Source organism: Winogradskyella sp. 3972H.M.0a.05 (genome assembly GCF_040493455.1).
Lineage (GTDB): Bacteria > Bacteroidota > Bacteroidia > Flavobacteriales > Flavobacteriaceae > Microcosmobacter.
In genome coordinates, this window is the sequence record NZ_JANFDA010000003.1 from 195,710 (window position 1) to 217,588 (window position 21,879).

Below are 21,879 nucleotides of genomic sequence, written 5' to 3' on the forward strand. Positions count from 1 at the left end.
ATATTCATGATTACTCCAGATTCAAATACAGTTCAAAAAACAGAACTAGAGCATTATTTTGACCAATTTAGGAAACAGATAATAGGTATAGATCAAGAGTTTGTCTCTCCTTATGGAAAGCAAAAGATTGTCTACACGGATTGGACGGCTTCAGGGCGTTTGTATCGTCCGATTGAAGAAAAAATCATGAATGATTTTGGTCCTTATGTGGCCAATACACATACTGAAACTACAGAGTCTGGAACTGCAATGACACTGGCATATCATAAAGCAAAAGATATTATCAAAGCTCATGTTAATAGTAGTGAAGACGATGTGTTGATTGCTTCTGGAAATGGGATGACTGGTGTCGTCAATAAGTTTCAGAGAATCCTTGGGCTTAAAGTCCCAGAGAATTTAAGAGAATACACAGATATTCCCGATGATATACGTCCAGTAGTTTTTGTTACGCATATGGAGCACCACTCTAATCAAACATCTTGGTTAGAGACAATGGCTATTGTTGAGGTAATTCCTGCATGCTCAAAAGGATTAGTTTGCATGGATAGCTTTAAGGCTCTGCTCGAAAAGTATAAAGATAAACCGCTCAAAATAGCTTCTGTTACAGGAGGTTCTAACGTTACTGGAATTCAGGCACCAGTACATACTATTGCAAAATTAATGCATCAGAATGGTGGTGTGTGTTTTGTGGATTATGCCTGTGCTGGTCCTTATATAGACATTGATATGCATCCTGAAGATAAGGAAGCTTATTTGGATGCTATTTTCTTTTCACCACACAAATTTCTTGGAGGTCCTGGTACTTGCGGAATTTTGGTCTTCAACAAGAAACTGTATAACAATATGATTCCTGATTGTCCTGGAGGAGGCACAGTAAGCTGGACAAATCCTTGGGGTGAACATAAGTATTTTGATGATATTGAAGATAGAGAAGATGGGGGTACACCTGGGTTTTTGCAAACCATTAGAACGGCTTTATCTATAAAGCTGAAAGAGCAGATGGGTGTTGATAAAATGCTAAAGCGTGAGCATGAAATTGTTGAACAATTATTTGATGCTTTTGAAGCAATACCAAACCTGAACATTCTAGCACCACAACATAGAGATCGTTTGGGAGTAATTTCTTTTTACATAGACGATTTGCATTATAATTTGGGCGTAAAATTATTGAACGACCGTTTTGGAATTCAAACTAGAGGAGGTTGTAGCTGTGCAGGAACCTATGGACATTATCTATTGCATGTAGATTATGAAACGTCGCACGAGTTAACCAATGAAATTTCAATTGGAGATCTTGCCAGGAAACCAGGTTGGATACGATTATCAATTCATCCTACAACCACATCGGAAGAGGTAGATTTTATCTGCAAGTCTGTAAAGGCTCTAGCAGAACATCACGAAGAATGGTCTAAAGCCTACGATTACGATCGTTATACAAACGAGTTTGTACACAAAGAATTTAGTAACAAGGTTAAAGAAAACCGTTTAAAAGATTGGTTTACGCTTTAGGCGCTTTGTCATAATGCTTCCAGCGTTTGTGCGTCCATAAGTAATATTCGGGAGCGTCTTTGATTTGGTCTTCTAACTGACGTAGGAATAAGTCGGTGACTTCAAAGTTTTCAAAGTTCTTGGGGTTTTCAGCAAGTGTTACTAATTCAGCTTCATAATAACCGCGTTTCACCTTTTTTATTTTCAAGTAACTCACTGCCATGTCCAGTTTTTTGGCAATCACTTCAGCACCAACAAACGTAGGAACCTTAATATTCATGAACTCAGCCCAATGATTTTTATCATTTAGTTTTGGAGACTGATCACTCAAAAAGCCAATCATGAAAGGAACATCTTGCTTGGTTAACTCCACCATCTTTGGATAGGTATCTCTTGTGCTGATAAGTGTGGTGTTGTATTTTGATCTAATACGTCTTACTAAGGCATCAAAATATTTGTTCTTTATCTTTTTATAAACTCCAAATCCTTTAAAATTGAAATAATTCTCCGTTACCATAGACCATTCGTAACTGGCATAATGACCATACATTACGATGACATTTTTTTGCAAGCCTTCCAGTCTGGTGAATTCTTCAGGATTGATCATTGCAAATCGCTTCAAAAGTGATTTTTTTGAAGCTGACATTGATTTGATCATTTCCAAAAACATATCGCACATGTGGCGATAAAACTTTTTGGTTATTGCTTTAATTTCCTGTTCGGACTTTTCAGGAAAAACTAAATTGAGATTACTTTTTACAGTTTTTCGTCTATAACCAATAACATAAAATATAAGCACATACACCAAATCTGAAACCATATATAGTAACCTAAATGGTAAAATTGATACTAATAGTAAAAAAGGATATGCTATAATGTATACAATGAGATGCATTAATGTATTAGTTTTGTGGCACAAATATAATGTTATATTTATCGATACGTTTTAGATTATTATGGGAATAAGTATAGTAACAATAGTCATCATTGTAGCCAATGTTTTGATAACACAAAAAGGGTTCAATGATTACGGATTTTTTGACCGTTATAAGTTCAATGTCGGCAGTGTTAGAAGAGGTGAGCAAATAAGAATGTTTAGTTCTGGCTTCTTGCATGTAGATAACAAGCATCTAGCGTTCAACATGATTACGTTGTTCTTCTTTGCAGATGTTGTTGTTAAGCATTTAGGACAGTTTGAATTTATCGTCATTTATATCTCCAGCCTTATTCTAGGGAGCTTGTTTTCGCTTTATTTTCATAAGGACAATTATTACTATAGTGCTGTAGGAGCTAGTGGTGCTGTTACGGGGATTCTTTACTCAGCTATATTATTGAGACCAGATATGAACCTATATATGTTTTTCATTCCTGTACCAATACCAGCATATATTTTTGGAATAGGATACTTATTGTTTTCCATATATGGAATGAAAAATAAGCTTGGCAATATTGGGCATGATGCACACTTTGGAGGTGCAGTAGGAGGTTACATAGTAACTTTAATGTTAGCTCCTTATTTATTTAAGGCTAACTTATTAATGGTAGGATTGTTAGCAGTCCCCATTCTTATACTTTTTGTAATGCACAAAACAGGAAAGTTATAAATTAAAAAGAGAGGTTTTAAAACCTCTCTTTTTAATTAGTTGTTAAGTAGTTCTGCTACCTTCAATCCTAAAGCAGGGCCTCGAAGATTCTTTGCTACTATTGTTCCATTTTCATCTAAGATATAGGTTGCAGGGATGGAAGATATATTATATAGTCTGGCTACAGGATCATTGAAGTAGCTCAAATTAGACACATGATGCCAATTAAGTTTGTCATCTTCTATGGCTTTTAACCAACGGTCTTTTTGATTAGCTCTATCTAGCGATACACCAATAATTTCCAAACCTTTATCGTGATATTGTTCGTATACTCTAACCACATTAGGGTTTTCTCGTCTACATGGACCACACCAAGATGCCCAGAAGTCTACGATAGTTACTTTTCCTTTAATATCATTTAGAGCGATTTTATTTCCGTCTTTATCAGGCGCAGTAAATAAAGGTGCTTTTTTTCCTATTTGTAAAGCTTCAGACTTTTTTTGCTTTTCAATATGAGCAAGCATTTTGGTTTTTACAACTGTACCTTTTTTAGAGTTCTTAAGGTCGTCATCTAGTTCTTCGAAACTATTCATGAATCGTTCTGTATCGACATCTTTAGATTTAGACTGTTGTTCCAATAGAATCAAAGAAACCACACTCTCTGGATTTTGTGAAACAAAATCGTACCCAAAATTTTTCAACTCCTCATTTTTAGCACTTATTTTTTCTTGTAAAGTTTTCAGTAACTCTTCATCTTTAGCATAATTAGCTTGTCTTTGCTCTCCTAAGAGTTGTTGCACATCTTTACGTTTAGCCATGAGGTTATCATTAAACGTCGTGAATAAATCCGTGGCTTCAGAACCTGTGATTTTAGATTTCGCGATAACGTCTTTATCGATATCGACCACAATATCATCATTCTCTAAAACCAATTGTACACTTCCACGTACGTTATCAATAGTGATAAAATACATTCCTGGAGACTCGGCTTTTCCTTCAAATGTAAATGCTTCATTCATTACAATAGCAGTGTCTACAGGGATTTGTCTGCCCTTGTCACCAGAAACTTTTAGGTAAGCTCTAATACCATTGTATACTCCAGGTGCATTCGCCGTAATGATATAAGAATCTCTTTTTGGTTCATCTTTACATGAACTAAACAATAAGGTTAAAACTAATAGAATACTTAAGTTTTTCATGATCGTTTTTTTGTATTGCTACAAATATAAAAAGTTATCCCACTTTGAGAATAGCTTTAATAGTAATATTAACAGTTTTATAGTGTACTTTTGTATCAAATTTGAAGACCATTTAAATGACTCAAAACGATACTATTGTTGCTCTAGCAACACCTTCTGGCTCTGGAGCTATTGCAGTTATACGATTGTCTGGTACAAGTGCCATAGTCATTGCCGATAAGCAATTTAAATCTGTATCTGGAAAAGCTTTGGCCAACCAAAAAACACATACGATCCATTTAGGACATATAGTTGATGGTGATAAAGAGCTAGATGAAGTTTTGGTTTCGGTGTTTAAGAATCCAAACTCCTATACAGGTGAAGATGTCGTAGAAATTAGCTGTCATGGGTCTACATATATTCAACAAGAAATCATTCAATTGTTTTTGAGAAGTGGCTGTAGAATGGCAAATGCTGGAGAATTCACACTACGTGCGTTTTTGAATGGTAAATTAGATTTGAGTCAGGCAGAAGCTGTTGCCGATGTTATTGCGAGTGATAATGAAGCCTCTCACAAGATAGCCATGCAACAAATGCGTGGTGGGTTTTCATCTGAAATTGCAAAGCTACGCGAGGAACTCATGAACTTTGCCTCATTGATTGAGTTGGAACTCGACTTTGCAGAAGAAGATGTTGAATTTGCAGACCGTTCTGCTTTCAAAGAGCTTATCGATAGAATTAGTTTTGTATTGAAACGTTTGATTGATTCTTTTGCTGTAGGTAATGTGATTAAGAATGGAATTCCAGTCGCGATTGTTGGTGAACCCAATGTAGGTAAGTCCACACTGTTGAACGCACTGCTCAATGAGGAACGTGCTATCGTTAGTGATATCGCTGGAACAACTAGAGATACTATTGAAGATGAGATCGTTATAGATGGTGTTGGCTTCAGGTTTATCGATACAGCTGGGATCAGAGATACTGAGGATGTGGTCGAAAGTATTGGAATTCAAAAAACTTTTGAAAAAATAGCTCAAGCTCAAGTTGTCATTTACTTATTTGAAGCAAGTGAGAAAGAGTTATCTAAGCTTCAATTGGAAATCGAAAAAATCAAAAACAAGTATCCCCAAAAACCTTTAGTGGTTATCGCTAATAAAGTTGATCAATTGAATGAGGTTGAATTAAGCAAACTAGATGTCATTTCGAGCGCAGTTGAGAAATCTCATTTTTTGAAAATCTCTGCTAAGCATGGAGAAGGTGTAGACAGTCTAAAAGAAACATTATCAAATTTTGTCAATACGGGAGCCTTACGAAATGATGAAACCATCGTCACCAATACACGCCATTATGATGCCTTGTTAAAAGCTTTTGAAGAAATTCAAAAAGTAAAGTATGGTTTAGACTCAGGCTTATCGGGAGACCTTATGGCCATCGACATCCGTCAAGCCTTATTCCACTTTGGAGAAATTACAGGAGAAATCACTACTGACGATCTCCTTGGAAACATCTTCGCTAATTTTTGTATCGGGAAGTAATTCGTACCAAGTACTACAACAAGTTCAAAATAAAAATAACCTTTTTATTTACGTACCAACACTTATATAATAAGTGCCGCTTCGTATTTCCTACATCTACGAATTAATGGAATTTTGTTTAAAAATGCCATGATGAAAACTATTAGCTTAACAGAGTTCTTTAAAAGATATGGATATAGGTTAGTTATCAACACTTTTATTCTAACACTTTTTCTTTGTTTCCTATCAAATTCCGCATGGGGACAGCAAGTTTTCGATTATACTGGAGGTTTACAGAGCTATACTGTAGATGCCAATGCCCAAGAAGGCTCACAACTTACATTTAAAATAAAAGGAGGTGACGGTGGTCGTGCAGAAGTATGTGACTGTAAAGCAGGAGGAGGAAATGGAGCTATTACAGAAGCTACGATAACCATTGGATCTAATACGAGTGCTGGTCAAATACCACCGGGTACTGAACTTCGATTTATTGTTGGTGGAAAAGGAACGGATGAAATTAGATCTGGTTGCTTTGCAGGTTCTACTGGAAGTGGTGGTGGAGGTACCGCAGTGTTGGCAAATATAAATGCTGCTTGGCAAATTATTGCAGTAGCTGGTGGCGGTGGCGGTGCCTATCAAGGTCATTTCATTAGTTGTGTTGATAGACAACACGGACAAGGAGGACGCGCCACAACTTTTGGCGGAAATGGTGGTGGTTCTGGTGCAGGAACTGCTGGTTCTAATGGCACTGGAGGTGCTGGGTCTGGTAGTGGTGTTGCCGATTGGGTGGATATTTCAGGCGGAGGCGGCGGTGCCTTTTCAAATGGTACAGGTGATAATAGTACAAGTCCATCTGCTCATCCGATGGGAGGCAAGTTAGGATTTCCATCAGGAGGTGCTGGAGGTACCGAAGACGACTATGCTGGCGGATGGGGTTTTGGTGGAGGTGGCTCATCAGATGAGGGAGCTGGCGGCGGTGGTGGCTATTCTGGTGGCGGCGGCGGAAGTGAATTTGATAATGGCGGCGGCGGCGGTAGCTTTGCCAACCCATTATATACTTCAAATGTGAACATTACGGCAGGCAGCTATGATAATAACACTGAGCATGGATATGTCGAAGTACAACACGAATGTACTATAAACGTAACTGGTTTTGAATATATCAACCCTTTATGCTCCGATGACGATCAGGGGCGTATTCAATTCAACTATACACTTTCTGATACGGGATATTGTGATATGGCATTAGACTGGAACCTTTCTCCATCTAATGGATGGAATTATTTAGGGGATGGTATTTTCCGCTCCATGAGAGCTGGGGATTACACATTGACCGTTACTAATTTAGGTACTGGAGATATCTTTGAATACGATTTCACCGTGAGCGCTACAAATGTGCCTCCTGTAGCCGTGTGCGAAGAAAATATTACCGTTACTTTGGGTCCTGATGGCCTCTATATCGATCCGGACTTTGCACAGGTCATGGACGCTGGGTCTTATCACCCAACTTGCGATTATGTCTTGGATTTGGATGCTCAACGGACTATTTTTCATTGTGGTGATGTAGGGAGAGAGACACCTGTTATTTTAACTGTAACTGCAGAGAATGGTGCTTGGGACTATTGTACGACCTATGTTACGGTCTTGCCTTATGAAGGCCCTACAGCCAATTGTGTGCCTGATTTTGAATTAGATTTAGAAGGACAATCGTACAAGGTGCTTTCAATAGATGATATTAATGATAATTCTTCCTTCTTTTGTGAAGATGGCACGATACTTTTTGCAGCTGGTACAGACATCCATTATAATTGTGACGATTTGGGGCAGACCATACCCATTACAATCATCATGACTGACCTTGTTGGAAATACATCAGAGTGTACCACTATGATGACTGTTATTGATAGTAGCATACCCGTGGCCATTTGTAAAGACACCTACACTTTGGCCCTTCAAAATGGTACGGCTATCCTCGATCCAGCTGAATTAGATAATGGTAGTTATAGTAATGATCAATGTGGTGATCTTACATTTTCTGCAGATGTTGAAACGTTAACTTGTGATGATGTGGGTGAGCAACAGGTGACCTTCACGGTCACCAGTGCCAATGGGAATTCTGATTCGTGTGAAGTCACGCTTATTGTTACGGAAAATGGAGAATTTACAGCACAATGCCAAAACATTACCGTGGCACTCGATGACAATGGAACGTATACACTAGATCCAAGTGAAATAGAAAATGAAAGTATAGCCATTGGTTGCGCACCTCCTACATTTACCATTTCACAGGATACCTTTACATGTGACAACTTAGGAGATAACTTGGTAACCTTAACCATGACATCTTCAGATGGTCTTCAAACCAGTTCTTGTGAAGCTACCGTTACGGTCATTGATGACATAGCCCCTACGTTTGATACGGATCTTTATGACGAAATGACTATAGATCTCCGTTATGGTGGAACGATTACTTCATTGATCTCGGTGTTCAACTCTAATTCTTCTGATAATTGTAGTGTGCAGAGTGCAGGATTTACAGGCCCAACTTCTTTTACGTGTGATCAATTAGGAACATCGGTCCCTTCTTCCTGGACCATTGAAGATCAAAGTGGGAATACCTATGTGCATAATTTTGTTGTACACGTCATTAATACCCGCGAAGTCAGTATTGCATGTGCCCCTATTGATATTGATGTGACCAATGTACAAGGACAATATACCTTAACCGATGGTGATATCTACAATATATTATTTAACGCAGATGAATTTACTGAACTTGCTTGTTATGATATAATGGATCTTACATTGAGTCAAACGACTTTTGATTGGGCAGAAGATCCCTATTCGGTAGATGTTACGATATCCCTAACTGATGAAAATGGAACCGAACATAGTTGTACTTCAGCAGTCAATGTAAATCCTATTGATACTGCTTTTGTGATGACTTTTGAGACCTCTGGCACATTTGAAACGATCACTATTCCTACAACTGGAGACGGTTATAATTATAGTATAAATTGGGGTGACGGAACTGTAGAAACAGGTCTTACAGGAGATGCTACCCATGAATATAGTTACCCGGCGGTCTATACGGTTTTAATTACAGGAGATTTTCCGCGTATTTACTTTAATAATTCAGGTGATAAAGAAAAAATACGCTCAGTAATGGAATGGGGAGATATTTCATGGAGTTCTATGGAATCTGCATTTAGGGGGTGTTCAAATATGGATGTCACTGCCATTGATTCACCAGATCTTACCAATGTAACCTCAATGCGAGGAATGTTTAGAGAGTGCACCTCGTTAATCGGAACTACAGCCTTTAATGATTGGAACGTTGCCAATGTAGAAGATATGATACTACTCTTTGCTTCAGCTTCACAATTCAATATAAACATTAGCAATTGGAATGTTTCCAACGTTCAATTTATGACAGGTATGTTTGATTCTGCTTCTATATTTAATCAGCCTATTGGGAATTGGAACACGGGAAACGTAACCCATATGGGTGGAATGTTTTCAGGTGCTGAAGATTTCGATCAAGATTTAAATAATTGGGATGTCTCTTCAGTTGAAATAATGGCTGCGTTGTTCGCTAACGCTACAAATTTTAACGGGGATATTACAAGTTGGAACACCAATACCGTCACCGACATGCTCAGTATGTTTTCAGGTGCACAAGCTTTTAACCAGGATATCAGTGGATGGAATACCAGTAACGTATATAGGATGTTCAACATGTTTAGAGGAGCAGAAGACTTTAATCAGCCTATTGGTATCTGGAATGTAAGTGGCGTATCATCAATGCGCAATATGTTTAGTGATGCCTTAGCTTTTAATCAGGATTTGAGTAATTGGGATGTATCATCTGTAACCCATATGGGGAGCATGTTCAATGGCGCTGAAGATTTTGATCAAGATCTAAGTAATTGGAATATAGAAAGCTTAAGCACTGCTTCTTCTATGTTTACAGATTCTGGATTATCTAATGCCAATTATGATAACCTCTTAATCGGTTGGGCCACCTTAGACACAATGGCTGGAGAAACACTTATACCTTCAAATATTAATTTCGGTGGAGGAGACAGCCAATATTGTCTAGGTGAAACGGCAAGAAACACCTTAACCAATCCTACTGGATTGAATTGGACCATTACCGACGGAGGGCTTAATTGTGCTATAGATATTGTAGTAGCCCCTAAAGTCTATCTCCAAGGAGCTGCTTTAAACCCAAATGTAAGTGAAGAGACATTAATGCGTGATGATTTGCGTGTAGCAGGACTATTGCCAACGGTTAGCCCTTACGGTGATGATGCCAGTGTTGATGTTTCGGTTTTTGATGCTACAGGTAATGATGCCATTGTAGATTGGGTATTTGTAGAGCTAAGAGATAAAGGCGAAAACACTTTAGTTATCGATTCACAATCGGCTTTATTACAGCGCGATGGAGATGTTGTTGGTATAGACGGAGTTTCGGCATTATCATTTAATCAGGGCATCGACAATTATTTTATAGCGATCAAACACCGTAATCATTTGGGTATTATGAGTAATAGTGCGATTGGTCTAAGCAATGCGGTAACCATAGTAGATTTCGCTAATGGCAGCACAGCTACATATGGTATCAACGCTCAGACTATTCTTGGTATGCCAGTGGGTATTCAGGGGATGTGGGCTGGTGATGATAATGGCGATGGCAAAGTAAACATCATTGGCGCACCAAATGATACGAACACTATCCGTGACGCCGTACTCAACGATCCGATCAACTTGATCATTCAGTTCTACGGCTTTACAGTTTCGGGTTATACCTATGAGGACATCAATCTCACTGGAGGCGCAAACATTATCGGTGCGGAGAATGATGCGAACGTGTTGAGGGATAATGTACTGAATCATCCCATTAACATCATTTTACAATTCTATGGCTATAACATTTTGGAGCAGTTACCAGCAGTAGTACCTTCGGCACGGATGGCCTTTGATATAGAGATGACCGACAAGAACAATCAGAAACTAAACAATAATTAGATCTTATGACCCCTTTATTAATAACAAAGCATGTTCGTGGGAATTTAAAAGGGTGAAGATAACTATAACGATGTGGCCTCCTTATCTTTGGGTATAAGGAGGTTTTATATATAGTTAATTTGATCATTTTTGATTTTTAATGTTCCATTTTGTACTTATGACATCTTAAGCCTTATGAATATATAATGTTATTTTTTTGTATCGGTAAATAGGCTGAAGTAATTGTTAGATTGTTTTATTTTCTTCAAAGTCTGGGATGTAAAAATTACTGTTTTTAATATTTAGAATCAGATTTAAAGCCTACTTCCAAATATGAAATGTAGAATAGAATATTAAAATATTTTTTTTATCTTTAGAATTCAATACTCCCTTAGAACATTATTGGTTATTGGTTTACTCAAACCTAATGGAAATCCTTAATTTATTAATTAATGATAATTTCGACTGTCACTCAGTTTCTATGATGTTGTAATTGATCAAGTTATTTTAAGAATAATTACAAGAATCAAGACTTTGCGATTGTGTAGATTTTATTTTTAAACATTTCACAATTATGGATACGCCGTCGCACAGGACTTTAAGGGGATATGCTTTTGACCCTTCACTCTCTCAAAGATTAGATACCCATAGAATAAATCAAGTTTATTATAAGGTTCCTTGGGAGACCATCGATTATTCCGATGGTACTATACGGGGTGAATATGTCGAAATTATTGATTATGATCCGTCTATCTCAAAATTCTATGAGTCCATCAACTTTGATGAAAAAGCAATTCTTGCAAATGACGGTTTAGATCCAAGTGAAAGCAACCCTAAGTTTCACCAACAGATGGTGTATGCTGTTGTAATGACTACTATTAAAAACTTTGAACGTGCTTTAGGTCGAAAAATAATGTGGTCCACTCGAAAATTAGATTATAATCCTGAAAAAGGAAAGAAAAAATATGAAGATTATGTTGATAGATTACGAATTTATCCTCATGCATTAAGGGAAGCAAATGCTTATTATAGTCCATTAAAAAAGGCGCTGCTTTTTGGATATTTTCATTCCAATCCTGTAGATCAAAAGGATCAAATGCCCGGTACTTTAGTTTTTACCTGTCTTAGCCATGATATTATTGCGCATGAAACTACACATGCTATACTTGATGGATTACATCGTTATTATAATGAACCCACTAACCCAGATGTACTAGCTTTTCACGAGGCATTTGCAGATATAGTAGCGCTATTCCAACATTTCTCATTTCCAGATGTGTTAAAACATCAAATAGCAAGTACCAGAGGAGATTTAACACAGCAAAACTTGTTAGGTGAGTTGGCTCAACAATTTGGTGTGGCTATTGGAGGACATGGGAGTCTGCGCAATGCTATTGGTTCTATAAATGAAAATACAGGAGTCTGGGAGCGTAAACAACCAGACCCAAGTGAATATCAAAATACGTTACAGCCTCATGATAGAGGGAGTATTTTAGTTGCAGCAGTGTTTGATGCTTTTCTATCAATATATGAACGTAGAGTAGCTGACCTTAACCGTATCGCATCCAATGGGACAGGCATTTTACCGTTGGGTGAACTTCATCCAGATTTGGTCAACCGACTTTCTACTGAAGCTTCTAAAACATCCCAACATATTTTGTACATGTGTATTAGAGCTCTGGATTACTGTCCTCCAGTAGATATTACCTTTGGGGATTATTTAAGAGCTATAATAACAGCTGATACTGATCTAATAGCTGAAGATGTTTATGCATATCGATTAGCTTTTATAGAAGCATTCAAAAAAAGAGGGATTTATCCATCTGGTGTAAGATCATTAAGTTCTGAGAGCCTCAAATATCCAACAATAAAAATAAAAGAAGAAAACAATGGTTTAATAAAAATAGTTGCTGATTTTCTAAGAATGTATGCAAATATAGTTGCATATCATCCAAAAAGAGAGGCTATATATGAGATTACCTATGGAGCTATATCTGGGAGCATAAACACTCATATGAAACAGTTAATAGGCTATGAGTTTTCGAAAAGAATAACGGGCTTACACCAAAGAATTAATGTAAAGTTCACTCAATCAAGAGAATTCAAGGAACTTACAGGCTTAATATTTGGAGAAGATGGGGCTGAATTTGGCATTAGAAATTCGCGCACTTATCCTCGTTGGGCTTCTTTTTCAATTCAGAATTTAAGAGTTGTCTCAAGAGTTGGACCTAATGGCAACAAATTGAATCAGGTGGTGTTTTCTATCATACAAAAATCAGGAGTGATTATTGAAAACGACAAAGTAAAGCGTGTAGAAATTCCAGATCGTGATAAACCCCCTAAATTAAATCCTGGGGAGACCTATTACATTTATAAAGGAGGATGTACTTTGATACTAGATTTAGATTCCCGTAAACTAAAATATGCTATCAAGAAGCCGTTAATTGTTTTCCCTAAAAATAGAAGACCTTCTAGAATACCTGAGTTAAATACCGAAGACATTGAAAAGCAGTTTAAATACATTTATGAAACTAATGTTATGACCATGAGTGAATTTCAAAGATATTTTAGTGCTGCAGTAGATTATAATGCTTTAGAGCCTTTTGCAATGCTTCATCAACATTAATAGACTATGGAAGAAATAAAAGATGTCGAAATAAGAATGTACCGAGCAGGAACAGGAGATTGCTTTGTATTAAAATTTTTCTCTGATACCTCTGAGATATTTACCATGATGATTGATGGTGGTACTTGGTCAGGTACGAAGAAAGAATTACAGGTTATTGTAAAAGACCTTAAAAATTATGTGGGTAATAAAATCGATTTGTTGGTTATTACACATGAGCACAAAGACCATGTCTATCTGTTTAGTGCTTGTGAGGAGTTATTTACGAACGATTTTGACGTAGATGAGGTTTGGATGGCTTGGTCTGAGGATGATCAAGACGAAACTGTGAAAGAGTGGAAAGAAAAATATGGGCAAAAGAAAAGAGCCTTGGCCTTAGCTTCTGAAAGAATAGATAAAGGAATTAAAAATCAAAATGTTATTAGTCAACTTAAAAATGGATTCCAAGGCGAAAAAGTGGTGAATCGTTTTAAAAACTTTGCTAGTTCCTTAAATGATTTTAAGGCCCTTCATTTTTCTGTTGATAAGAAGAAAAAATATAAAGGTGGACTCAAAGGGATGGAAGTAGTTAAAAATCAAATTTCCAAGGACAATATACGCTATTGTAAGCCAGGTAATATTGAAAAAATTTCTAAACTAGAAGGAGTTAATTTTTACATCCTAGGCCCACCATTATCCATCGATGCCATAAAAGATCATGGCAGGACAGCAGAAGAAGGAGATCTTTATGATCATAATGAAATTTTAAGAAGAAGTGATTCATTTTCTGCAGCAATCACAAATACAAATTCTAGTGACAATATTTCACCCTTTGACCCAAGTTATTATAGTAATAGAACTAGTATAAAGAAATATTACAATGACGAAACTGAAGCCTGGCGCACAATCGATCTCGATTGGTTGGTAAGTGGAGCAGGGAACTTAGCCTTAAGAGTAAATTCAGGTATAAATAATTTAAGCTTGGCAATGGCAATCGAGTTTGAAGATTCAAAGAAGGTAATGTTATTTCCAGGCGATGCAGAGTTTGGTAGTTGGAAAAGTTGGCACCAAATAGATTGGGAGGAAACAGGTGCGAAAAAGAAGCATCTTACCGAGGATCTTTTAAACCGTACTGTTTTTTATAAAGTAGCGCATCATCTTAGTCATAATGGAACAGCTAAAGAAAAAGGACTAAAAATGATGAAATCATCGGACTTGGTAGCTATGGCAACTTTAGATTTTAAAAAAATCAGTTCTAATTGGAAAAGTACAATGCCAAATAGAGGGATTTTAAAGGATTTGATTAATCAAACGAGAGGTAGATTAATAATTATGAACGAAGAAGATTTGTTTTATGATTTTGATGAAAAAGTGCCAATAAGTGAGCGTATTAAAGATGAAAGAAAACGCCTCACGGATAAAGAGAAAAGTAAATTTAATGCTTCATATAAGGAGCATAAGTTATACAAACAATATAAGCTTGATGTAACAAAAAATTAAAATATGTAAGTATGAAACTTTTTGAATTTAAAGAAAATGAAGTCATAACACCAGAGTTGTTATTAGATGATTTGAAATCTATAGAATCCATCATAAATAGCCCAGATTTTGCCACCTATGCTCTTTCACAAGACAGAGGCGCTGTAAATTTTGCTATGAGTGGTGATAGGAGCTTAAACGAAAATGATTTGAGTAATCAGTTCATAGCGTTTCAATTATCCAATAAAAAAGATGGACCTGCAATACTTGAATCATCAGAAGTAACATCTTCAATAAAAGGTTCGACTGAAGAACCAGATGTTCTTATGAATTTAGAAATGCAATCATTTCATATTGGTAAAGATGTCGATGTTGATAAGAATACAAGAGCTACCATGCGAATCAATATCGGAAAAGATGAAAATTCAACAGATAAATATTTTGATACAGCATTTTGGAGCATAGCAGCTGGATTAGATTTATATAATAAAGCAAAACAAAAACCAGCAGATCCAAAAGATTTAAAAGCTGATTTCAAACAAGCATTTGGTAATAGACCAATCGAAATACCAGGAGGGTTGTCTAAAATGACGTTTGAAGTTGTGAAACATCGTGAGCCAAAATGGTGGCAAAGAATTTTCAAGTTTTTGCAGTCTGATACTGGTAAGAGCTTAACATCTACTTTAGGTTTTCCTGCCATTACAAATAATGCAATTAGTTTGCTTGATGAATTGTTAAATAAGTTAGACAGGTCGGAGCCAGACATTTTATTCAAAAGTAGACCACTTAGGCTTGCGTTGTCTGAGAAAGCTAAATTGGATTACACAGGAGGAAGTGAAAGAATAAAAATAGGTTCATTAACCCCTGGATTTTGTGTTTTGGCAAGAGGTAAGGACTTCAATACATTTATAAATTCCGATGCTTACTATTATCCAACTTATGGGAAATTGGTTCCTTCAAATGTGAGTAATGCCGATTTGGTAAGAGGGAATTATGATGATCCTTTTGAGAATGTAACTTATTCAATATTCCGTATAGGTATGAAATCACACAAGCTAGATCCTGCTTTCAATTTTGGATAAAATATAGTTCAATAAAATGAACATATAATTATTGAAATTACTTAAGTAGTGAGATTCCCTAAAGACTTATTTGCAAAATTGATAATGACCATATTTGTATTGTAGGCATTTAAGACCTCACAGGTTATATAATACTACTTCCTGTATCGGAAAATAAATCTCTTCACCCTAGCAAGTAGTAATACTTGATTTTAGTTTTAGTTATATATACGATATCATACAGTGTTGATTATCAGTAGTTTTGGTTAATGTCATTTGTAGTCTATCGTTAGAGCTGCATGATTTAAAAACTGTAAATAATAAATACACTTGTATTTTAAAATGAAACTACTATGGAAACAATAAATTTTCAACTGTTTAATTTGATAAGAACAAATAATCTAAAGCTAGGGAGTTCAGATAGCAGAGATGGAGCTCAGTGGGTGGTAAGTCCACCACAATTGGTTACTCCACTCAATGCTGGTGAATGTCAAGGTACTATAACAGCAAATCAAGGAGCAAAATTATATTTTGAGTATAAAATTGAAGGCTCAAGAAACCCTGTAGATTTTTTATATGTTAATTGTAGGTTAGTCAATGGAGAACCTAGAATTGATGCAGGAACAGGGACTACAGATTATAAAGTAAGTTCCAACTATATTAATGCAGGTCCTAATCGATGGATTGTTAATATAGATTTTAGAAAGGCTTAGTAGTATAGTTATATGACTAAACCTTTCAATATAATAGTTTTACGAAAAGTTAATAAACCTCTAAAACTATTTGATATGTAGTTTACTCTCATTATTTTGATTGCTTTAAGGAAACACAAATCCACTTTCTTGATAATAGAATAACACATTGAAATGAAATTAAAATTTTCCTTCTACTTAATAGTCTTATTAATAATAAGTTGTAGCTGTAAAGTAGAAAGAAAACGCTCTATAAATACTCAAGCTCTTGATGAAGTAGTTAAATCTGTTATGGATGATAATAATATCCATGGGTTATCAGTAGCTGTGGTCAAAGGCAATGACACTAAGTTTTTGGAAAGCTATGGTGTTCTCCATAATGGAACAGAAACAAAAGTAGATTCAGAAACACTTTTTAGTGCACAATCTTTAAGTAAAACATTTACTGCATTGGCAGTTATTGTAGCAGAACAAGAACAGTTATTGAAGTTAGACTCACCAATTATTGAGTACTTGCCTGAGTTCAAAGTTGGCAGCGTACATGAAAAGAATGCGTCAGCAAGAATCACACTACGGCATTTATTAAGCCATACTTCTGGTTTACCTGCAGATGCTCCTGTAGGAAATATATTTTCTCCTAGCTTTAATAATTATGATTCTTTTCCTTTATCTGAAAGGGTTTTGAGTGTAAATAACGTTTGGTTAAAAGATTCAGTAGGAGTCAATTACAATTATTCAAATATTGGATTTGATATTGCTGCCCACATTATTGAGAAAGTAAGTGGTCAATCTTTTTCTGAATATCTGCGTGAACATATTCTCATTCCTCTGAAAATGAAGAATAGTACGTTTGAGCTGAATACCATACCGTCACATTCAAATCGAGCTAGAGGACATTGTTTTGGAGTAAATGAAGAACTTCCAGTTTTATTTTCTTCCGTTGGTGCAGGAGGGCTGTATACAACAGTAGCAGACATGAGTAATTTCCTGAAATCAGCAATCAATCAATTTCAAGAAATTCTTAATCAAAAAAGCCACGATGAATTCATAAGAATCCCGTTTTCAAAAAGAAATAATGGGTATGCTCTTGGTATTCAAGTTAATGAGGTGAATTATTGTGTGCCTTATTACAGTCATACAGGGAACGGTTTTGGGTTCACAGCTACGATGGCTTGGTTTCCCACAGAATCTTTAGGCATGGTAATTCTTAGTAATAGAGAATCGGTATATTCTGGTTTAACTTCAATTCAGCAGACCATACTAGAACATTATGCAAAGCCAGACTTCTTAAAATCAAACTGTACTGATATCGATGAATATCCTAAAGAGATCAAAAAAGAAGAGATTTCATATTATCAATCGATATCTGGTGGATACTCTAACGGAAATGTGCTATTAGAGTTTGAATTAAGAGGAAATAAATTTGGAGTATTGTCGCCTAGTAATGGTGATTTTAATGCGTTTCATTTTGTATCTAAAAATCACTGGGTTTTTAGAGATGGAACAGAAACTATACATTTTAAACTCAAAAATGACAGGCTTACTAACCTAAATAATGGAATGACTTTTTCTAAAATTGCTAACCACACAAATGCTAATGCGAAAAGTAATCCTCTATGGGAGAATTATGAAGGCAGGTATCGCGCTTACGCTTATGGAGTTTTAGAGTCTGTAGAAAATATTGAACTAATCAATGGTCATCTGCACTTGAATGGTAATATGCTATATGAGAAGTTTCCGAATATTTTCTTTGATCAGTTTGGGCAAGTGGTAGATTTCAGTCAGGGAAATGCAAAGATTGAGTATGCCTCGTACCACAAAATAGACTAAGCGATGATTGTTTAGGGTTTTTTAATTTATATTCCTGACGTTGTTTGCATTAATGGTAAATTCTGAATAGCTTTAGTGTATCCTATTTATAATCAAATATTTAGTATGATACAAGAATCTATAGAGTTCTCTGCCGAACTTCTTAATCAATTCCTAAAAAATAAGTTTTCCTCTCCTGAAGGCAAAGTAATTATAAATAACATTATTCAAAGTGACGGTTCTTTATCTTCAAAGAATCGGAATAAAGTCGTCATCTCCTTAATTAATGTGAGCAAAGAAACCCAAAAGAATTTTTACAACAAACCTGATAACCCAGTTGGAGATCAACCTACAATTGCTCCAATAGAAAGATATAACGTTGACATACTAGTGACTTCGAGTTTTGATAGATATAGAGAATCATTAAAGTTTCTGAATGCTTCTATTCTTTTTTTTCAGATAAATCCAGTCATTAGTGTTTCTTCCAATTCAGACATTCCTGAAGGAATTGATAGATTAGATTTTCAACTAGAGCATATATCTTATTTTGAAATGCATAGTCTCTGGAGTGCTATGGGAGCTAAGTACCAACCTTCAGTAATTTATAAAGTAAGGTTACTAACAAGTAATCGCGATAATACAGAACAGTCTATACCGTCTATATGAGCTCAACCAATTTTAAACTAGTTTTTAGAGTGGATTTCTTCCATTCCTATTACCAAGATGATCATTTTAGAGGCTTAAACTTTAAGGCTTCTGGAGGCACAAACCAACTCATGAGTCGCTATAACTTTAAAATAATTGTTACAGCAACTGGATTTGATTTTTATGCCAATACACAACAGTCATTAAAAGACTTCCTCAATTATATTAATCAAGCTACTGAAGTAGACCATTTTCATTTTACAGTGACTACTATCGATACTGTATTTTACTCATTTACCGACTTACCCATAGATTGGAATGGGCAAATACAATACGAAAGTAATTCTATAATGAATGACAATGAACTAAAAGGGACTATGGGAGACGATGTAACAACTGAAGGGTTTGCTAGTTTGAAGATATACTTTGATGACATAGTAGCTGCTACTGGAGAAAATAATATAGGACCAAAATACAAGGTGGTTTTTAATGCTAGAAAGACGCAATGGAGATATTATGTAATCAACAGAAGTAATATAAATCTTGAAAATGTAAAAGTAGTTGATCAAAATTCAGAAATAAAGTTTGAAGCTATTGGAGAATCTACTATCCCAAATGGAGAGAAAGCCTTAATGTTTTCTTCAGGTAATACGTTTCTCCCTTTAAGCGAAGTCTCAAAGTATAAGTTTGATTTAGTTTTGCCCAAAGGTGATAGAATATTAAGTAAGCAGATTATCTTTTCAGGATTACCTAGCCCCAATGCTTCTAACCTTATGGTCGACAAAGTAAATAATGAAAATATAGTAATCTCTCCAATGTATGTTTATGCATAATACGTTTTTTAGCTAATGAACATTTCAAATATTAAATCACCAGGAGTTTATATAGACGAGATCAATGCATTTCCAAATTCCGTAGTTGCAGTAGGAACAGCCATCCCCGCATTCATAGGATATACGCCTCAAGCTACTTTTGAAGGTAAGTCCTATACAAATGTGGCAATGAAAATTAATTCATTTGCTCAGTTTGAAGCAATTTATTGTTATCCAGACCCTGAACCTCCTGCTGCTCCAGCCAAGCAGTATAACCCACAATATTATTTGGTTGAGCAAGATACCCAACCAGTAAAAGGAGATTTTGTAAACATAAATGGAAAATTCTATTCCATAGTTCCAGACCCAAATACAATTTACTATTTGTACAATAGCATAAAACTATTTTATGATAATGGTGGAGGAGAAGCTTACATAGTATCGGTAGGAAGTTATGGTGAACCTTCTAAAAAACCAATGGAGGTAGGAGCTCAAATAATTAACCAAAATGTTAGCTTAAATGATTTGCAAGGTGGCTTAGAACTTTTAGAGAACGAAACAGAACCTACCATGTATATCTGTCCTGAAGCGACACTGCTCACAGTCGAAAACAATGGAACCTTAATGAAAACGATGCTACAACAAGCATCAACAATGCAAACCGCAATATGCATTTTTGATATTATCAGAGGAAACGATCCAGATCCGGTGACTTATGAAAATGATATTGAAGCATTCAGAAATAATACAGGTTCAGAAGGATTGAGTTTTGGAGCAGCGTACTATCCGTTCATTGGAACCACAATAATGCAATCATCTGATTTGGACTATACCAATTTATTTGGAGGAGATATACAACGTCTAAAATCCTTATTGAATCCTATAGATGTGCCAAATGAAACCGTTGCTACTATTTTATCAAATATTGAAAACAGTATAGGAGATCTAACCGTTGCTCAGTATAATAATGCTTTAATCAATGCTAGTACCGATTATGCAGCTATTATTAAAAGTGTTTTGAGCGTCGCAAATATATTACCTACAAGTGGAGCCATGGCAGGGATTTTTACTAAAATAGATAATGAAAGAGGCGTCTGGAATGCACCAGCAAACATATCGATCACTGGAGCAGCATTTCTGCCAATTAATTTAACAGACACCCAACAACAACCTCTCAATGTAGATGCTGTTTCAGGAAAATCTATTAATGCAATTCGGCTTTTCTCTGGAGGCCTTGGAATCCTTGTTTGGGGAGCACGAACGTTAGATGGCAATAGTTTAGATTGGAAGTATATTCCTGTAAGAAGAACAATAATTATGATAGAACAGTCTTGTAAACTTGCAGCACGAGCTTATGTTTTTGCACCAAATGTTAAGAATACTTGGGAAGCGGTAAAATCTATGATAAGTAGTTTTTTGACTACCATATGGAAACAAGGAGGACTTATGGGAGCAACACCTTCCGAAGCCTTTTCTGTGCAATGTGGCTTAGGAACTACAATGACTGGACAAGACATACTAGAGGGTTTTATGAATGTGACTATAAGTGTTGCATTAATTAGACCCGCAGAGTTTATTGTTATTCGCTTTCATCAGCTTATGCCTAATTCATCTTAGTTCACTTTGTACGCAGTCCCTTTTTCGACTCGGATTTTTTGATTGGTTTTTTTTACTGCACGCTTGTATTCAAAAGTATAAGAAGAGTCAGTAGTGGTTAAAATTTTAAAATGAATAGCTTCTTGCTCAGCCATTGATTTTGGATTGATTTTCTTTTGAATGAATTCACAATCGTTGATCCAACGAATGGAGGCCGAATCTACCTTGCCATCAAAATAATCAATATTGAATTTTTCAGTACGGAGAAAAGTTCCTGTCTTTTTTACGCCATCAATCGTATAGCTAAATTCAAAAGTACCAGTCTTATAATCCTTGCAGTTGCGTTCAGTTTCAAAACAGCTTGTTAGTAGAAAAAGTACCAATAATACTTTGACAATCTTCATAAA

Annotated in this window: 15 protein-coding genes; 12 read left to right on the forward strand and 3 right to left on the reverse strand. The window is 35.9% G+C overall.

Annotated elements, in window-relative coordinates:
• Positions 1-6: 6 nt before the first annotated feature.
• Entirely contained in the window at positions 7-1,509 is a 1,503-nt protein-coding gene (locus NCE97_RS07885) for an aminotransferase class V-fold PLP-dependent enzyme (RefSeq protein WP_353778474.1), read from the forward strand.
• Here the strand turns inward: NCE97_RS07885 and NCE97_RS07890 are convergent.
• Complete coding sequence (locus tag NCE97_RS07890) at positions 1,499-2,383, reverse strand: lysophospholipid acyltransferase family protein (protein WP_353778475.1); 885 nt, start codon at positions 2,381-2,383, stop codon at positions 1,499-1,501. The genes NCE97_RS07885 and NCE97_RS07890 overlap by 11 nt on opposite strands.
• A 61-nt stretch (positions 2,384-2,444) precedes the next feature.
• Between NCE97_RS07890 and NCE97_RS07895 the strand changes: the two genes are divergently transcribed.
• Positions 2,445-3,092, forward strand: a complete 648-nt coding sequence (locus NCE97_RS07895; RefSeq protein ID WP_353778476.1) for a rhomboid family intramembrane serine protease — start codon at positions 2,445-2,447, stop codon at positions 3,090-3,092.
• A gap of 35 nt (positions 3,093-3,127) precedes the next feature.
• Here the strand turns inward: NCE97_RS07895 and NCE97_RS07900 are convergent, their stop codons facing one another.
• The gene (locus NCE97_RS07900) at positions 3,128-4,270 is read right to left on the reverse strand and encodes a redoxin domain-containing protein (RefSeq protein WP_353778477.1); all 1,143 of its coding nucleotides are present in this window, start codon (positions 4,268-4,270) and stop codon (positions 3,128-3,130) included.
• Between the two features lie 116 nt (positions 4,271-4,386).
• On the opposite strand from NCE97_RS07900, the gene mnmE reads away from it, so the two are divergent.
• From mnmE to NCE97_RS07950, 10 genes are all read left to right on the forward strand, one after another.
• Positions 4,387-5,784 carry a tRNA uridine-5-carboxymethylaminomethyl(34) synthesis GTPase MnmE gene (gene mnmE / locus NCE97_RS07905; protein ID WP_353778479.1) on the forward strand — a complete coding sequence of 466 codons (1,398 nt, stop codon included), beginning with the start codon at positions 4,387-4,389 and terminating at the stop codon, positions 5,782-5,784.
• 132 nt (positions 5,785-5,916) lie between these two features.
• Positions 5,917-10,794: a BspA family leucine-rich repeat surface protein gene (locus NCE97_RS07910; RefSeq protein WP_353778480.1), complete on the forward strand. Its 4,878-nt coding sequence runs from the start codon at positions 5,917-5,919 to the stop codon at positions 10,792-10,794.
• Between the two features lie 553 nt (positions 10,795-11,347).
• Positions 11,348-13,399 (forward strand): gluzincin family metallopeptidase, encoded by a 2,052-nt coding sequence (locus NCE97_RS07915; RefSeq protein ID WP_353778481.1) that lies wholly within the window; start codon positions 11,348-11,350, stop codon positions 13,397-13,399.
• Positions 13,400-13,405: 6 nt separating this feature from the next.
• Positions 13,406-14,878: a ComEC/Rec2 family competence protein gene (locus NCE97_RS07920; protein WP_353778483.1), complete on the forward strand. Its 1,473-nt coding sequence runs from the start codon at positions 13,406-13,408 to the stop codon at positions 14,876-14,878.
• An 11-nt stretch (positions 14,879-14,889) separates the two neighbouring features.
• Positions 14,890-15,939, forward strand: a complete 1,050-nt coding sequence (locus NCE97_RS07925) for a hypothetical protein (RefSeq protein ID WP_353778484.1) — start codon at positions 14,890-14,892, stop codon at positions 15,937-15,939.
• A 332-nt stretch (positions 15,940-16,271) separates the two neighbouring features.
• Positions 16,272-16,631: a hypothetical protein gene (locus NCE97_RS07930; protein ID WP_353778485.1), complete on the forward strand. Its 360-nt coding sequence runs from the start codon at positions 16,272-16,274 to the stop codon at positions 16,629-16,631.
• 153 nt (positions 16,632-16,784) lie between these two features.
• Positions 16,785-18,440 carry a serine hydrolase domain-containing protein gene (locus NCE97_RS07935; protein WP_353778486.1) on the forward strand — a complete coding sequence of 552 codons (1,656 nt, stop codon included), beginning with the start codon at positions 16,785-16,787 and terminating at the stop codon, positions 18,438-18,440.
• A 105-nt stretch (positions 18,441-18,545) separates the two neighbouring features.
• Entirely contained in the window at positions 18,546-19,085 is a 540-nt protein-coding gene (locus tag NCE97_RS07940; protein WP_353778487.1) for a Pvc16 family protein, read from the forward strand.
• Positions 19,082-19,897 (forward strand): hypothetical protein, encoded by an 816-nt coding sequence (locus NCE97_RS07945; RefSeq protein ID WP_353778488.1) that lies wholly within the window; start codon positions 19,082-19,084, stop codon positions 19,895-19,897. Before NCE97_RS07940 ends, NCE97_RS07945 begins: the two co-directional genes overlap by 4 nt.
• Before the next feature lie 15 nt (positions 19,898-19,912).
• Positions 19,913-21,493: a phage tail sheath family protein gene (locus tag NCE97_RS07950; RefSeq protein WP_353778489.1), complete on the forward strand. Its 1,581-nt coding sequence runs from the start codon at positions 19,913-19,915 to the stop codon at positions 21,491-21,493.
• Here the strand turns inward: NCE97_RS07950 and NCE97_RS07955 are convergent.
• Entirely contained in the window at positions 21,490-21,876 is a 387-nt protein-coding gene (locus NCE97_RS07955) for a hypothetical protein (protein WP_353778490.1), read from the reverse strand. The genes NCE97_RS07950 and NCE97_RS07955 overlap by 4 nt on opposite strands.
• Between the last annotated feature and the right edge of the window lie 3 nt (positions 21,877-21,879).

Coding starts and splice junctions, on each gene's coding strand:
- NCE97_RS07885 (WP_353778474.1), top strand. CDS start 7: ATGATTACTCCAGATTCAAATACAGTTCAAAAAACAGAACTAGAGCAT.
- NCE97_RS07890 (WP_353778475.1), bottom strand. CDS start 2,383: ATGCATCTCATTGTATACATTATAGCATATCCTTTTTTACTATTAGTA.
- NCE97_RS07895 (WP_353778476.1), top strand. CDS start 2,445: ATGGGAATAAGTATAGTAACAATAGTCATCATTGTAGCCAATGTTTTG.
- NCE97_RS07900 (WP_353778477.1), bottom strand. CDS start 4,270: ATGAAAAACTTAAGTATTCTATTAGTTTTAACCTTATTGTTTAGTTCA.
- mnmE (WP_353778479.1), top strand. CDS start 4,387: ATGACTCAAAACGATACTATTGTTGCTCTAGCAACACCTTCTGGCTCT.
- NCE97_RS07910 (WP_353778480.1), top strand. CDS start 5,917: ATGAAAACTATTAGCTTAACAGAGTTCTTTAAAAGATATGGATATAGG.
- NCE97_RS07915 (WP_353778481.1), top strand. CDS start 11,348: ATGGATACGCCGTCGCACAGGACTTTAAGGGGATATGCTTTTGACCCT.
- NCE97_RS07920 (WP_353778483.1), top strand. CDS start 13,406: ATGGAAGAAATAAAAGATGTCGAAATAAGAATGTACCGAGCAGGAACA.
- NCE97_RS07925 (WP_353778484.1), top strand. CDS start 14,890: ATGAAACTTTTTGAATTTAAAGAAAATGAAGTCATAACACCAGAGTTG.
- NCE97_RS07930 (WP_353778485.1), top strand. CDS start 16,272: ATGGAAACAATAAATTTTCAACTGTTTAATTTGATAAGAACAAATAAT.
- NCE97_RS07935 (WP_353778486.1), top strand. CDS start 16,785: ATGAAATTAAAATTTTCCTTCTACTTAATAGTCTTATTAATAATAAGT.
- NCE97_RS07940 (WP_353778487.1), top strand. CDS start 18,546: ATGATACAAGAATCTATAGAGTTCTCTGCCGAACTTCTTAATCAATTC.
- NCE97_RS07945 (WP_353778488.1), top strand. CDS start 19,082: ATGAGCTCAACCAATTTTAAACTAGTTTTTAGAGTGGATTTCTTCCAT.
- NCE97_RS07950 (WP_353778489.1), top strand. CDS start 19,913: ATGAACATTTCAAATATTAAATCACCAGGAGTTTATATAGACGAGATC.
- NCE97_RS07955 (WP_353778490.1), bottom strand. CDS start 21,876: ATGAAGATTGTCAAAGTATTATTGGTACTTTTTCTACTAACAAGCTGT.